The following is a 13,901-nucleotide window of genomic DNA, read 5'->3' as shown; positions in this document are numbered from 1 at the left end:
GATCTTCGTCAAGGGCGAGATCATCAAGACCGTGCCCGAGTCGAAGATCGTGGAGACCCTCATCGAAGAGGCACTGAAGATCGCCGAACAGATGGGGGACGCGGGGGTGGCCTCCGGGCAGCCCGCCGTCACTGTGAGCTGACAGCATGTGAAGGGGGTCCGACCGTGACAATACTGGAGAGCATCCGGGGGCCGCGCGATCTCAGGGCGCTGACCGCCGCGGAACTGGAAGAACTGGCCGAGGACATCAGAGAGTTCCTGATCCAGGCCGTGGCCAGGACAGGGGGCCACCTCGGGCCGAACCTCGGGGTGGTGGAGCTGACCGTCGCCCTGCACCGGGTCTTCGACTCGCCCGTGGACCGCATCCTCTGGGACACCGGCCACCAGAGCTACGTACACAAACTGCTCACCGGCAGGCAGGACTTCTCCAAGCTGCGAAGCAAGGGAGGGCTCTCCGGCTATCCGTCCCGCGAGGAGTCCGAGCACGACATCATCGAGAACTCCCACGCCTCCACCGTGCTCGGCTGGGCGGACGGGCTGGCCAAGGCACAGCAGGTGCTGGGCGGCCGTGACCATGTCGTCGCGGTCATCGGAGACGGCGCGCTCACCGGCGGTATGGCCTGGGAGGCGCTCAACAACATCGCCGCGGCGAAGGACCGGCCACTGATCATCGTGGTCAACGACAACGAGCGGTCCTACGCGCCCACCATAGGGGGGCTCGCCAACCACCTCGCCACCCTCCGTACGACCGACGGCTACGAGCGGGCGCTGGCCTGGGGCAAGGAGGTCCTCCAGCACACCCCCGTCCTCGGCCGCCCGCTGTACGAATCGCTGCACGGCGCGAAGAAGGGGTTCAAGGACGCCTTCGCGCCCCAGGGCATGTTCGAGGACCTGGGCCTGAAGTACGTCGGTCCGATCGACGGCCACGACATCGGGGCCGTCGAGTCGGCGCTGCGCCGCGCGAAACGCTTCCACGGCCCCGTACTGGTGCACTGCCTGACGGAGAAGGGGCGCGGCTACCAGCCGGCGCTGGAGGACGATGCCGACCGTTTCCACACCGTCGGGGTGATGGACCCGCTCACCTGCGAGCCCCTCGCGCCCTCCAACGGAGCCTCCTGGACCTCGGTGTTCGGCGAGGAGATCGCCGCGATCGGCGCGGAGCGGCCGGATGTCGTGGCGATCACCGCGGCGATGCTGCACCCCGTCGGTCTCACCGAGTTCGCCGAGCGGTTCCCCGACCGGGTGTGGGACGTCGGCATCGCCGAGCAGCACGCGGTGGTCTCCGCCGCCGGGCTCGCCACCGGCGGGCTGCACCCCGTCGTCGCCGTGTACGCCACCTTCCTCAACCGCGCCTTCGACCAACTGCTGATGGACGTCGCCCTGCACAAATGCGGCGTGACCTTCGTACTCGACCGGGCAGGGGTCACCGGCGCCGACGGACCCTCGCACAACGGCATGTGGGACATGTCGATCCTGCAGGTCGTCCCGGGACTGCGGATCGCCGCCCCGCGCGACGCCGACCGGCTGCGCCAGGAGTTGCGCGAGGCCGTATCGGTGGACGACGCGCCGACCGTGGTGCGCTTCCCCAAGGAGTCGGTGGGCGCTCCGGTCGAGGCGATCGACCGGATCGGCGGCATGGACGTACTGCACCGGGCCGAGGACCCCGAGGTGCTGCTGGTGTCGGTGGGCGCGCTGGCCGCTGTCTGCCTCCAGACCGCGGTGCTGCTCCAGGGCCGGGGCATCCGCTGCACCGTTGTGGACCCGCGCTGGGTCAAGCCCGTCGACGAGGAGCTCGTGCCGCTCGCCGAGCGCCACCGGCTGGTGGCGGTGGTGGAGGACAACAGCCGCAGCGGCGGCGTCGGTTCGGCTGTGGGGCAGGCGCTGCGGGACGCCGGTGTGGATGTGCCGCTGCGTACGTTCGGCATCCCCGAGCAGTTCCTCGCGCACGCCAAACGCGGGGAGGTGCTGGCCGACATCGGGCTCACTCCGGTCGAGATCGCGGGACGGATCAGTGCCGCCCTGGCAGCCAAGGAGAACTGACGAATGACCGAGCCGCCCAAGCAATCCAAGCAACCCGAGCAACCCGAGCCTTTCGACCTGGCCAGGCTTCTCGCGGAGCGCGGGGCCGAGCGCTATGAGCTGCATGCGCGACATCTCAACCACCAGCTGCCGCGCATGCTGCACACCATCGGCTTCGACCAGGTCTACGAGCGGGCCGAGGGCGCCTACTTCTGGGACGCCGACGGCAACGACTACCTCGACATGCTCGCGGGCTTCGGGGTGATGGGCCTCGGCCGGCACCATCCCGTCGTACGCAAGGCGCTGCACGACGTCCTCGACGCCTCGCTCGCCGACCTCACCCGCTTCGACTGCCAGCCGCTGCCCGGACTGCTGGCGGAGAAACTGCTCGCGCACAGCCCGCACCTGGACCGGGTGTTCTTCGGCAACAGCGGTACGGAGGCGGTGGAGACCGCGCTGAAGTTCGCCCGGTACGCGACCGGGAAGCCGAGGATCGTGTACTGCGCGCACGCCTTCCACGGGCTGACCACCGGCTCCCTCTCGGTCAACGGAGAGGCGGGCTTCCGGGACGGCTTCGCGCCCCTGCTGCCCGACACCGCGATCGAGCTCGGCGATCTGGCCGCGCTGGAGCGGGAGCTGGCCCGCGGCGATGTGGCGGGCTTCGTCGTGGAGCCCATCCAGGGCAAGGGAGTGCACGCGACGCCGCCCGGCTTCCTGCTCGCCGCGCAGGAGCTGCTGCGCCGGCACAAGGCGCTGCTGATCGCCGACGAGGTGCAGACCGGCCTCGGCAGAACCGGCGACTTCTACGCGTATCAGCACGAGGCGGGGGTCGAGCCGGACCTGGTCTGTGTGGCGAAGGCGCTTTCGGGCGGGTATGTGCCGGTCGGGGCGACCCTCGGCAAGGACTGGATCTTCAAGAAGGTCTACTCCTCGATGGACCGGGTGCTGGTCCACTCCGCGAGCTTCGGCTCCAACGCCCAGGCCATGGCCGCCGGGCTCGCGGTGCTCTCGGTCATCGAGGACGAGCAGGTCGTCGCCAACGCCCGGGCGACCGGCGAGCTGCTGCGCGTCCGGTTGGCCGCGCTGGTCGGCCGCTATGAACTGCTGCACGAGGTGCGCGGGCGCGGGCTGATGATCGGCATCGAGTTCGGCCGCCCGGACTCGCTCAGACTGCGCAGCCGCTGGACCATGTTGCAGGCGGCCCGCAAGGGCCTGTTCGCGCAGCTGGTGGTGGTGCCGCTGCTGCACAAACACCGGATCCTCACCCAGGTCTCCGGGGACCACCTGGAAGTGATCAAGCTGATTCCGCCGCTGACCATCGGCGAGCGGGAGGTCGAGCGGTTCGTGGAGGCCTTCACGGCCGTGATGGACGACGCCCACGGCGGTGGCGGGCTGATGTGGGACTTCGGCAAGACCCTGGTCAAGCAGGCGGTCGCCAACCGCTGATTATTGCCGCTGATTATTGCCTCTGAGGTAAGAAATTTGCCCTGGAGGAAACCTCCTGGCCCAATGGAGTCATGAGCACTCCACCCGGAGCGGCGGTCGGCGCCGCGCTCCCCGACGTCGCGCCACGGCTACGGGAGCTGCGCCGCCGCCGCGGACTCACCCTGGAAGCCGCGGCCCCGCGGGCGGGGCTGTCGCCCGCCCATCTGTCCCGGCTGGAGACGGGCCGCCGCCAGCCCTCGCTGCCGATGCTGCTCGCGCTCGCCAGGATTTACGGTACGACGGTCGGCGAGCTGCTCGGCGAGCTCGCGCCGGAGCGCGACCCGATCATCCGCGGCGGCGGCCGGGAGCCCGCCGCGGCCGACGGCTGGACCTACCACCGGGCCGGCGGCCCCGGCCGCGCCATGCAGGCTCTGCGGCTGGTGGTTCCGTACGGCACGCAGGGCGATCTCGTCCGCGTGCACCCCGGCGAGGAGTGGCTGTACGTCCTGACCGGGCCGCTGCGCCTGACCCTGGGGGAGACGGTGCATGACCTGGCCCCCGGCGACAGCGCGCACTTCGACTCGTACCCCGCACCGCATCGCGGCGGCCACGCGCGAGGGGACCGAGCTGCTGTTCGTCCACACGCTGCTGCGGAGCCCGGACCTTCACCCCCACGCATGACCCCCTCAACCACCAGAAAGGCCGTCATGTCCGAAATGAACGAGGAGCGGACCTTCCCCCGAGGGCTCGTCATCCGGCTCTTCGCCTATCTCGTGGCGGGCCATCTGTTCGCCGGGTTCCTCTACCTGCTGTTCACGCTGGGCGGCCAGAACCAGTAGGGCGAAGCCGCCACGCGCCGGGTCACGCCTCGTCGAGAAGCCGCTCCCGCAGCCGCTCGCGCGTCTCGGGGCCGATCTTCAGCCCCTCGGTGAGGTAGCGCTCCGTCGTCCCCCAGGTCTGCTCGATCGTCTCGAAGGCCGTCCTGAGGTACTCGGCGCGCGCGTCGAAGAGCGGGTTCAGCAGCTCCATCACCTCCGGGGACATCCCGGCCGGGGCATTGTCACTGCGGCGGACCCGGTAACGGCGGTGCGGGTCGTTGGACTTGAGATAGTCCGCCTCGATCGCGTCGCGCTCCACGCCGACGGCCAGCAGGGACACCGCGATCGAGATACCCGCCCGGTCCTTGCCCGCCGCGCAGTGCATCAGCGCCGGGACGCTGTCGTCCGCGAGCGCGTGCAGGACGCGGCTGTGCTCGGCGGTGCGCTCCTTGACGATCATCCGGTACGAGGCCGACATCCGCTCAGCGCCCTTGCCGTCAGCGAGTATCGACTTCAGCAGGTCGAGGTCACCCTCCCGGACCATCTTCCAGAACTCCGCGCCGTCGGCCGGATCGGTGAGCGGCAGATTCACATTGCGTACGCCGGGCAGCTCGATGTCCGGGCCTTCCAGCCTCTGGTCGGCGGCGTTGCGGAAGTCGAAGATCGTGTGCAGGCCCAGCTCGGAGAGGAACGCGGCGTCGCTCGCCGTGGCGTCAGCGAGATGACCGCTGCGGAACAGCCGCCCGTACCGCACGCGCCTGCCGTCCACGGTCGGCAGCCCGCCCACGTCCCGGAAGTTGCGTACTCCCGACAGCTCGGGCTCTGTCGACGGCGACGGGACCTGCGGCAGCTGCTGCGTCACGGTGTCTCCTGAGTGACTGCCGTCGGCGCTCTCGCCGACGATGGCGCGCCTTTGACGATACGACATGGCTTCATTGGGCAATCATCTTGGCCGTCGGTCACGAGGTCATTGCCCGGCAGGGCTCCTCATCGGAGCATGTGCGAACCTGTGGCTACTTGTGAACATCTGAGGGGTCTGCATGATTGAGCGCGTTGGCGACGGGCGTACGTGGGTGCTCTCCGGGGTGGCGAGCAGCTATGCGCTGCACCTCACCCAGGGAGACGAGCTGCTGCATCTCCACTGGGGGCCGCGGATCTCGGGCGCGGACGCCGAGGCGCTCGCGGCGCAAGGCCTGCCGCCCTACTGGCCCTTCGAGTCGCAGCTCGACGGGCATGAGGAGTATCCGGTCGAGGGCGGGCCGCGCTTCGCACGCCCCGCGCTGTCTGTTCGTAGTGACGCCGTTCGCGGCACGGAGTGGGCCTTCGACGGCGACGAGACGGACGGCGACGAGCTGCGCCTCCGCTTCACCGACCCCGTACACGGCCTCGGGCTCACCCTGCACCACCGGATGCGCGACGACGCCGACGTCATCGAGCGCTGGATCACCGTCGCCCACGAAGGCGAGGGCCCCGCCCTGGAACTGCTGCGCGCCGACGCCGCCGCCTGGACGCTGCCGCAGCGCGACAGCTGGCGCCTCAGTCAGCTGCACGGCCGGTGGGCCGCCGAGTCGCTGCTCGTACGGTCGGAGCTGACGTACGGCGAGAAGGTGATCGGCAGCCGCCGCGGCCACACCGGGCACCAGCACCTGCCCTGGGTCGCGCTGGACGCGGACGGGGCCACCGAGGAGCGGGGCGAGGTGTACGGCTGCGCCCTGGCCTGGTCCGGGTCCTGGCGGATCTGCGTACAGCAGCTCCCCGACGGCCTGGTGCAGATCACCGGCGGCGCGGGCTACGACGACTCCGGGCTGCTGCGGCTCGCGCCCGGCGAGTCGTACACCTCACCGGTCTTCGCCGGGCTGTGGAGCGAGGGAGGGTTCGGCGGGGCCAGCCGGGCGTGGCACGCCTGGCAGCTGGCCCATGTCGTCCCGGACGGGGCGACGACCGAGCGGCCCGTCCTCTACAACTCCTGGGAGGCCACCGGCTTCGACATCTCCGAGGATCAGCAGCGGGCGCTCGCCCGGCGGGCCGGGGACATGGGCGTCGAGCTGTTCGTGGTGGACGACGCGTGGTTCGGGCAGCGCACCAGCGACCGCGCCGGGCTCGGCGACTGGACCCCCAACCCCGAGCGTTTCCCGCACGGCCTCAAGCCGCTCGCCGACGACGTGCACGGGATGGGCATGCGGTTCGGGATCTGGGTCGAGCCGGAGATGGTCAACGCCGACAGCGACCTCTACCGGGCGCATCCCGACTGGGTGCAGCACCACCCGGGCCGGACGCGTACGGAGCTGCGCAATCAGCTCGTACTGAACCTGGCGCGCGAGGATGTACAGGACTATTTGTGGACCCAGTTGGACGAACTGCTCTCCAGTGCGCCCATCGACTACGTCAAATGGGACTTCAACCGCTGCTTCACGGACGCGGGCTGGCCCGGCGAGGAGTACCCGCAGAAGCTGTGGGTCGAGCATGTGCGCGCGCTGTACGCGCTGCTCGACCGGTTGCGGGCCGCGCATCCGTCCGTGGCCTTCGAGTCCTGCTCGGGCGGCGGCGGCCGGATCGACCTCGGCATCCTCTCCCGTACCGACCAGGTGTGGACCTCCGACAACACCGATCCGCTGGACCGGCTCGCCATCCAGCACGGCTTCACCCAGCTGCACCCGGCGCGGGTGATGGCCGCCTGGGTGACCGACAGCCCCAATGTCCAGCTCAACGGCCGGTCGACCTCCCTGCGTTTCCGTTTTGTGAGCGCGATGGCGGGAGTGCTCGGGGTCGGCGGCGACCTGACGGAGTGGAGCGAGGACGAGCTCGCCGAGGCGCGGGGCTGGGTCGAGCTGTACAAGACGATCAGGCCGGTGGTGCAGGGCGGTGAGCTGTACCGGCTGCGGGCGCCCGAGGGCGGGCTGAGCGCCGTGCAGTACGTACGTGGGGCGGAGACCGTCGTCCTCGCCTGGCTCCAGGCGCAGCACTATGGCGAGCTGCCGCCCAGGCTGCGGCTGCGCGGGATCGACCCGGCGGCGGCGTACGAGTGCCTGGACACCGGCGCCGTACACCGCGGGTCCGTGCTGATGCACCACGGTCTGCACACCGGGCTCAAGGGGGATCTGGACGCTGCCGTGATCCGCCTGCGACGACTCTGAACCGATGGGTCTCGCCCGACGACTCGACCGGATAAGGAATGTGCTGTCCGAATTAGCCGCTTCGGCATAACGTGCCCCATCTGCACGGGAGATGGGGCACGGCCCGTGAGCAGCGTCTCATTCGTGACGGTGTGTGGCCGCGAGGCGGAGTCAACTTCCTTTGTGCGCCCGGAAAGCGGAAAGCGTTGCTCCACGGAGGGTGACTGGAATTCCTGGGCGAATTCACAGAAATGGTTGATCGCCAAACGGAACGGCTTGTTCCGATCCGGGCGGCTCGCTTACGGTCACGACCAATCCGGACGGACCGCCTAATCCTGCCACCGCCCGGAATTCCACCCACCAGACGTGTGGCAGGAGCGGGGGACCCAGGTAGAACGCCGTCCCGGATTTCCGGACCGGCTAGGGGTGAAGTCGCGCATTCGCGCGGCCGGGCAGCTCCAGCCCGAACCCGACAGCTCACCTCGTAGGCGCCGGAGAGGACTTTGTCATGCCCGCGAAGGGTAAGCACCGCCGTCCCAAGGCCAACCCGATCACGCGCGGATTCGTCGTCGCCGGTACGGGCGGCGCCGCCATCGCGCTGCCGCTGCTGGGCGCCACCGGCGCGCACGCGGCAGGAAACACCGCGCCCGCCGCTGCCTCCACCGCCCCGACCGCGGTGTCCTCAGCCGCAGGGTCCGCCACCGCGGCCCCGGTGACGGCGAAGAAGGCCGCCCCCGCCATGTACACCGTGGTCGGCGGCGACTATCTGTCCAAGATCGCCGCAGACCACCGCGTCCAGGGCGGCTGGCAGAAGCTGTACGCCGACAACCGCCAGGTCGTCGGCGACGACCCCGCGCTGATCCACCCCGGCCTCAAGCTCACCCTCGGCGCGAAGTCGAAGGCGGCGGCCCCCGCACCGGCGAAGGCTCCGGCACCCGCGAAGGCTCCCGCGACGCAGTCCTCGGCGAAGGCATCGCCCGCCTCGCCCGAGCCTGCGCCGCGGGCGTCCACGGCGTCCAACGAGTCCGGTGACTCCGCGGACACCGCCGCGCAGTCCAGCGGCTCCGGCTTCACCGCCCCCGTGTCCGCCGGCGTCACCACGCCCTACCGCGCCTCCGGCGCCATGTGGTCCAGCGGCTACCACACCGGCGTCGACTTCTCCGCCTCCTCCGGCACCAGCGTCAAGGCCGTCGGCCCGGGCACCGTCGTCTCCGCGGGCTGGAGCGGCTCGTACGGCAACGAGGTCGTCATCAAGCACAGCGACGGCAACTACTCGCAGTACGCCCACCTCTCCTCCCTCTCCGTCTCCTCGGGCGAGAGCGTGCGGGTCGGTCAGCAGATAGGGCTCTCCGGTTCCACCGGCAACTCCTCGGGCCCGCACCTGCACTTCGAGATCCGGACCGGACCGTCCTACGGCTCGGACGTGGACCCGCTGGCCTACCTGCGCCAGCACGGCGTCTCGATCTGACGCGCCGACACGTTTTTATTCCCCTCGCGCCGCTTTCCGCGGTGCGAGGGGCGGTGGTAAATATCACGCTTCGTCAATCCCTCCGTACGGTCGCGTAGGTCACATCCGCAGGGGAATGATGAGTTCTCGTGGCAGACGATTCGAGAACAGAAGACAGCAGTGGTGTGTTCGGGTCGTACAGGTCGTACGCGGCAATCGGTGACAGCTTCACCGAGGGCGTCGGAGACCTCGGCCCCGACGGGACCTATGTCGGCTGGGCGGACAGGTTCGCGGTCCTGCTCGACGACCGTATGCCGGAGCACAGTTTCAGGTATGCCAATCTCGCGATACGCGGCCGCCTCCTCGACCAGATCGTCGCGGAGCAGGTCCCGCGCGCGAAGGAACTCGCCGCCGATCTGGTGACGTTCTGCGCCGGCGGCAACGACATCATCCGGCCCGGCTCCGACCCCGACGATGTGGCCGAGCGGTTCGAGCGGGCCGTCGCCGACCTCACGGGCGCGGTCGGCACCGTCATGGTGACCACCGGCATCGATACGCGCGAGCTGCCGGTCCTGCGCAGGCTGCGCGGCAAGATCGCCACGTACAACGCGCATGTATGGGCCATCGCCCACCGGTACAACTGCCCCGTACTCGACCTCTGGTCGCTCAAGTCCGTCCAGGACAGGCGGGCCTGGGGCCCCGACCGGCTGCATCTGTCACCCGAGGGCCACACCCGCGTCGCGCTGCGCGCCGCCCAGGTCCTCGGTCTGGAGGTGCCTGCCGACCCCGACCAGCCCTGGCCGCCCCCGCCGCCGCGCGGCCCGCTGGAGGTGCGGCGCGACGACATCCAGTGGGCGCGTGAGCACCTGGTGCCGTGGATCGGGCGGAGGCTGCGGGGCGAGAGCTCCGGGGACCATGTCGCGGCCAAGCGCCCGGATCTGCTGCCGCTGTGACAGCGGTGGCCTGGCTGTAGTGGGCGCGTCAGTGCCGTCAGCGCCGTCAGCGCGTCAGGCCTGAGGGGGCCGGAGCCCCTCGGGGCCGATCAGCGCCGTAGCGCCCGAGCCCGTGCAGGCATGGGCGCCCGCCATCGCGCCCATCCGTGCGCTCTCCTCCAGGTCCCGGCCCGCCAGCCGCCCGTACAGAAACCCGCAGACGTACGCGTCACCCGCGCCGTTGGAGTCCACCACCGGCCCAGGTGGCGCGGTCGCCGGGATCGGGCGCGGCGTGGATCCGCCGTCGCGGGTCATGAGGTACGAGCCGCCCGCGCCCGCCGTGGCGATCACCGCCTCGGCCCGCCCGTCGCGCAGGATCTCCCGCATCACGGACGCGATGCGCTCGCCCGCGCCCGCCGCGCTGAGGAAGACCAGGTCCGAGCGGAGCGCGAACTCGCGGTGGTGGTCGGCCAGTCCGTCCCAGTCGTGCAGATCGGTGGAGACCGGGACGCCGAGCTTCTCGATGTCGTCGTAGAGGTGCCGCGCGAAGTTCACGATCGAGAGATGGACATGACGGGCGTGCCGCAGATGGGGAAGGTAGAAGTCGCGCGGCATCACCGACTCCTCCGGCTCGCGGGCGTCGTAGAAGGACATCCGGCGGCCCGAGGGGTCCACGAGGTTGACCGCGCGCCGCGTCCCGGCGGGCGAGATCAGCGGCTGGAAGTCCACCCCGCCCATGGCGAGCCGCTCCCGGAGCCGGCCGCCCTGATAGTCGTCCCCGATGTAGTCGAGGAACGTGACGTCCAGCCCGAGGGCCCGGCAGCCCAGGGCCACATTGCCGCCGGTGTGGCCGGGCCATTCGAGGATGGGGCCGACCGCGACGGAATCGGCGAGGGGGACGGGGAGCGAGTCGACGCGGACAACCGTGTCCACACCGCTGCCCCCGACGACCAGTACATCTCGTACGTGCCGTACATCCCGTACTTCCTGGGCGAGTTGATCCGGTTGCTGCTCCACAGTCGACAGTATGGGGGCTGCGGTCCGGGCCCCCGACACCGCGTCACCCGACACCGGGTCATCCCACACTGGGGATCTTGGATACCGTCCATGCATGGGTGATGGGTACGTATGGGTGGCCGACACGGACGCCGGGCCACAGGACGCGGAGGCGCTCGCGGGCCGGGTCGTGCACTGGCTCGAGGAGCAGGGCGTCATCGTCGGCGAACTGACGCACTGCCTGCTCGGCGACGAGCTGGGGCGGGCGCCGGGACCGCGGTACGCGCGCGCCCTCATCGAGGACGACGGCTCCCTCGCCGGCAGCGGGGCGAACGGCACAGGCGTGGACGTCGAGCGCCGCGTCTACGTCTGCGCGGACATCTGGACGGCCCGCTGCCCGCACTGCGGCGCCCGCACCGAGGAGTCGGCCACGGACGGCCACGGGCGGTGGACCGACGAGTGGCTGCCGCTGCTCGACGCGGTCTACGCGTGGTTCGGCGGCGGCGGACCTGACCACGCGGCATGCGTACGGTGCGGAGAGCAGGCCGCCTTCCTCGACTGGAACTTCTCGCCGCCCATCGCCGTCGCGCAGCTGGGACTGACCTTCTGGAACTGGCCGATGCTCTCGGCCGCCTTCCTCGACGAGCTCTCCGCGGTACTGGGCGGCCACCGGCTGGTGGCGGCCTGGACCAGGGTCTAGCGCGGTGAGTGCGCGTGCGGGGGCTCGGCGCGGGGCACCGGTACGACGGATGAGGTGGCGCAGGATGTGACATCCAAGAGGAAGGATCTTCTCAGGAACACTCGCGCGCGAGCGGGCGTTGCTCGGGCATGACCGAATCGGACGCACAGCAACAGGCGCTGCTGAAGCTCGTCGGCGAGTACGACGGTGGCGTACTGGTCACCCTCAAGCGCGACGGCCGGCCCCAGCTGTCCAATGTGAACCACGCGTACTACCCGGACGAGGCGACCATCCGCGTGTCCATCACCGAGGACCGGGCCAAGACGAAGAACCTGCGGCGCGACCCCCGTGCCGCGTACCACGTCACCAGCGAGGACCGCTGGGCCTGGACCGCCGTCGAGGGCACCGCCGAGCTCTCCCCGGTCGCCGCCGACCCGTACGACGCCACCGTCGAGGAACTGATCACCCTCTACCGCGATGTCCAGGGTGAGCACCCGGACTGGGACGACTACCGGCGCGCGATGGTCCGCGACAGGCGCGTGGTGCTGCGGCTGCGCGTCGAGCGGGCCTATGGGCAGCCGCGCCGCTGAGCTGCCGCTGATACCGCACCGATCCCGCGCTGTCATACCCCCCGCACATAATGAGATCAGAGACACCGACATCAGGAGGTGCCGTGACCGGCGCTGGTTCTTCCCACTCGCTGAGCTCCCGGCTGCGTTCGCTGAGACCCGTCGCGTTCGGCGCGGATCCGACCGGAGAGCGGATGGAGCGGATCCGACGCTCACCGAACTTCGCCGACGGCGTCTTCCAGAACCCCGTGGGGGCCAAGACCCGCCCGTCCGGCGGCTCCATGCTCGAATTCGCCAAGATCTACTTCCGGAAGGAGGAGCGGGCTCTTCGGTCCCCGGCAGGCGTCGTGCCGGTCCACGCCACCACCCTGGCCGACCTCGCCGAACCGCCCGCCTCCGGGCTCCGGCTCACCTGGATGGGGCACTCCAGCGTCCTCGCCGAGATCGACGGCCGGCGCGTGCTCTTCGACCCCGTCTGGGGCAAGCGCTGCTCGCCGGTCCCCTTCGCGGGCCCCAAGCGGCTGCACCCCGTGCCCGTACCGCTCGCCGACCTCGGGCCGGTCGACGTCGTGGTCATCTCGCACGATCACTACGACCACCTCGATCTGCCCAGCATCCGCGCCCTGGCGTCCACGGACACGCTCTTCGCGGTGCCGCTCGGAGTCGGCGCGCACCTGGAGCGCTGGGGCGTGCCCGCCGACCGGCTGCGCGAGCTGGACTGGAACGAGTCGGCGGAGGTGGCGGGCCTGCGTCTGACCGCCACCCCCGCGCGCCACTTCTGCGGGCGCGGTCTGCGCAATCAGCAGCACACGCTCTGGGCGTCCTGGGTCGTCGCGGGCCCCGAGCACCGGATCTATCACAGCGGTGACACGGGGTACTTCCCCGGCTTCAAGGACATCGGCGCGGAGCACGGACCCTTCGACGCGACCATGATCCAGATCGGCGCGTACAGCGAGTACTGGCCCGACATCCATATGACACCCGAAGAGGGGATACAGGCCCACCTCGACCTCCAGGGCGGCGTGGCGCAGTCAGGCCCGATGCTGCCGATCCACTGGGGGACGTTCAATCTGGCTTTCCACTCGTGGGCGGAGCCTGCTGAGCAGACCATGCTGGCCGCGCACGCGGCTGGTATAGCCAGTGCCGGGCCTCGGCCGGGTGAGCCGTTCGAGCCGGCTGACAGGTCGGCGGTGGTTCCGTGGTGGCGGTCGGTGGCCGAGCCTGTGGCGGGTGGCTGGCCGGTATGGCCGCCGGTGGAATCGGCTGCGCCGTTCGCCGAATCGGCTGAGCTGGATCTTGCGGCCGACTGATGACGCCGCAGAGCGAAGAGGACAGCAGTCGGATGCGGGTGGCGCAGGTCCTGGCTGTCATGTCGGCGACGGAGAGAGAAGCAGTGTTGCGCGCCGTCGACGGTCCTCCTCGGGCCGGGAAGCAATCAGAGTCCCGGCAGTACACGCCCTTGCCTGCCTCGGCGGGACGCTCCCCGTTCCCGGTACGGAGCCGCATCGTCGAATCCCACGAGCCTACGTAGCTCCCGCGATGAATCCGGAGAGCGTGTGTGGGCTGGCGAGATCGCTGGCAGAAGCGGCGACAAGCTTCATGCCTTTCCGATGACGCATCACGTGCGGTGCGTCGCGATCCTCGAGCCCATGGTAAAGGCCTCAACCTGCGGTTTCTTGGGCACGGCAGGGACCTCGACGGTATCCAGTGTTCCAGCAGGTGGAGCACGCGCGTCGGTCAGGTTGCCTCTCGCGCAACAGGGCTTGCTGAGCTGCCGTTTACCGAATGGCGTGACGAGCGATACTCAAAACGTGTTCGTGCGGTGGCAGCACTCTGACACTCACGTGACAGCTTGTCCTGATGGGCTCATCAGGTAGCTCGGATGAGTCAGCGATCGCCACCG

At 70.1% G+C, this 13,901-nt stretch carries 11 protein-coding genes, 2 pseudogenes and 1 riboswitch; of the genes and pseudogenes, 11 read left to right on the top strand and 2 right to left on the bottom strand.

Going from position 1 to position 13,901, the window contains the following annotated elements; genetic code table 11:
* From ACIHCQ_RS42010 to ACIHCQ_RS41990, 5 genes and pseudogenes are all read left to right on the top strand, one after another.
* A pseudogene (locus ACIHCQ_RS42010) lies at nt 1-142 on the top strand (4-hydroxy-3-methylbut-2-en-1-yl diphosphate synthase); the annotation flags it as partial.
* A 23-nt stretch (nt 143-165) separates the two neighbouring features.
* Nucleotides 166-2,040 (top strand): 1-deoxy-D-xylulose-5-phosphate synthase, encoded by a 1,875-nt coding sequence (gene dxs, locus ACIHCQ_RS42005; RefSeq protein WP_399674275.1) that lies wholly within the window; start codon nt 166-168, stop codon nt 2,038-2,040.
* 3 nt (nt 2,041-2,043) lie between these two features.
* Nucleotides 2,044-3,465 carry an aspartate aminotransferase family protein gene (locus ACIHCQ_RS42000; RefSeq protein ID WP_399674274.1) on the top strand — a complete coding sequence of 474 codons (1,422 nt, stop codon included), beginning with the start codon at nt 2,044-2,046 and terminating at the stop codon, nt 3,463-3,465.
* A gap of 71 nt (nt 3,466-3,536) precedes the next feature.
* Nucleotides 3,537-4,125: pseudogene (locus ACIHCQ_RS41995) on the top strand (helix-turn-helix domain-containing protein).
* Complete coding sequence (locus tag ACIHCQ_RS41990; protein WP_399674273.1) at nt 4,122-4,283, top strand: DUF6126 family protein; 162 nt, start codon at nt 4,122-4,124, stop codon at nt 4,281-4,283. Before ACIHCQ_RS41995 ends, ACIHCQ_RS41990 begins: the two are co-directional and overlap by 4 nt.
* A gap of 22 nt (nt 4,284-4,305) precedes the next feature.
* Here the strand turns inward: ACIHCQ_RS41990 and ACIHCQ_RS41985 are convergent, their stop codons facing one another.
* Nucleotides 4,306-5,124 carry a tyrosine-protein phosphatase gene (locus ACIHCQ_RS41985; protein ID WP_399674278.1) on the bottom strand — a complete coding sequence of 273 codons (819 nt, stop codon included), beginning with the start codon at nt 5,122-5,124 and terminating at the stop codon, nt 4,306-4,308.
* Nucleotides 5,125-5,302: 178 nt separating this feature from the next.
* Between ACIHCQ_RS41985 and ACIHCQ_RS41980 the strand changes: the two genes are divergently transcribed.
* From ACIHCQ_RS41980 to ACIHCQ_RS41970, 3 genes are all read left to right on the top strand, one after another.
* Nucleotides 5,303-7,396, top strand: a complete 2,094-nt coding sequence (locus tag ACIHCQ_RS41980; protein ID WP_399674272.1) for an alpha-galactosidase — start codon at nt 5,303-5,305, stop codon at nt 7,394-7,396.
* 311 nt (nt 7,397-7,707) lie between these two features.
* A riboswitch (cyclic di-AMP (ydaO/yuaA leader) is annotated at nt 7,708-7,879 on the top strand.
* A gap of 4 nt (nt 7,880-7,883) precedes the next feature.
* Nucleotides 7,884-8,843 (top strand): peptidoglycan DD-metalloendopeptidase family protein, encoded by a 960-nt coding sequence (locus ACIHCQ_RS41975; RefSeq protein WP_399674271.1) that lies wholly within the window; start codon nt 7,884-7,886, stop codon nt 8,841-8,843.
* Between the two features lie 128 nt (nt 8,844-8,971).
* The gene (locus ACIHCQ_RS41970; RefSeq protein ID WP_399674270.1) at nt 8,972-9,775 is read left to right on the top strand and encodes an SGNH/GDSL hydrolase family protein; all 804 of its coding nucleotides are present in this window, start codon (nt 8,972-8,974) and stop codon (nt 9,773-9,775) included.
* 54 nt (nt 9,776-9,829) lie between these two features.
* Here the strand turns inward: ACIHCQ_RS41970 and ACIHCQ_RS41965 are convergent, their stop codons facing one another.
* A complete protein-coding gene (locus ACIHCQ_RS41965; protein ID WP_399674277.1) occupies nt 9,830-10,708 on the bottom strand; it encodes a carbohydrate kinase family protein in 879 nt (292 codons plus the stop codon).
* A gap of 157 nt (nt 10,709-10,865) precedes the next feature.
* Here ACIHCQ_RS41965 and ACIHCQ_RS41960 point away from each other — a divergent pair, with 157 nt between their 5' ends.
* The 3 genes from ACIHCQ_RS41960 to ACIHCQ_RS41950 all read left to right on the top strand — a co-directional run bounded on the left by ACIHCQ_RS41960 (nt 10,866) and on the right by ACIHCQ_RS41950 (nt 13,308).
* On the top strand, nt 10,866-11,450 hold the full coding sequence (locus ACIHCQ_RS41960; RefSeq protein ID WP_399674269.1) for a hypothetical protein: 585 nt from the start codon (nt 10,866-10,868) through the stop codon (nt 11,448-11,450).
* Between the two features lie 128 nt (nt 11,451-11,578).
* On the top strand, nt 11,579-12,019 hold the full coding sequence (locus ACIHCQ_RS41955; RefSeq protein ID WP_399674268.1) for a PPOX class F420-dependent oxidoreductase: 441 nt from the start codon (nt 11,579-11,581) through the stop codon (nt 12,017-12,019).
* An 83-nt stretch (nt 12,020-12,102) separates the two neighbouring features.
* Entirely contained in the window at nt 12,103-13,308 is a 1,206-nt protein-coding gene (locus ACIHCQ_RS41950) for an MBL fold metallo-hydrolase (protein ID WP_399674267.1), read from the top strand.
* Nucleotides 13,309-13,901 lie beyond the last annotated feature (593 nt).

The sequence above is a fragment of the Streptomyces sp. NPDC052236 genome (assembly GCF_044548015.1).
Classification (GTDB): domain Bacteria; phylum Actinomycetota; class Actinomycetes; order Streptomycetales; family Streptomycetaceae; genus Streptomyces.
This window is presented reverse-complemented; position numbering and strand designations above follow the sequence as displayed.

Bases quoted from the DNA above. Each gene is read 5' to 3' on its own strand.
- ACIHCQ_RS42000 (WP_399674274.1), top strand. From the start codon at position 2,044: ATGACCGAGCCGCCCAAGCAATCCAAGCAACCCGAGCAACCCGAGCCT.
- ACIHCQ_RS41990 (WP_399674273.1), top strand. From the start codon at position 4,122: ATGACCCCCTCAACCACCAGAAAGGCCGTCATGTCCGAAATGAACGAG.
- ACIHCQ_RS41980 (WP_399674272.1), top strand. From the start codon at position 5,303: ATGATTGAGCGCGTTGGCGACGGGCGTACGTGGGTGCTCTCCGGGGTG.
- ACIHCQ_RS41975 (WP_399674271.1), top strand. From the start codon at position 7,884: ATGCCCGCGAAGGGTAAGCACCGCCGTCCCAAGGCCAACCCGATCACG.
- ACIHCQ_RS41960 (WP_399674269.1), top strand. From the start codon at position 10,866: ATGGGTGATGGGTACGTATGGGTGGCCGACACGGACGCCGGGCCACAG.
- ACIHCQ_RS41955 (WP_399674268.1), top strand. From the start codon at position 11,579: ATGACCGAATCGGACGCACAGCAACAGGCGCTGCTGAAGCTCGTCGGC.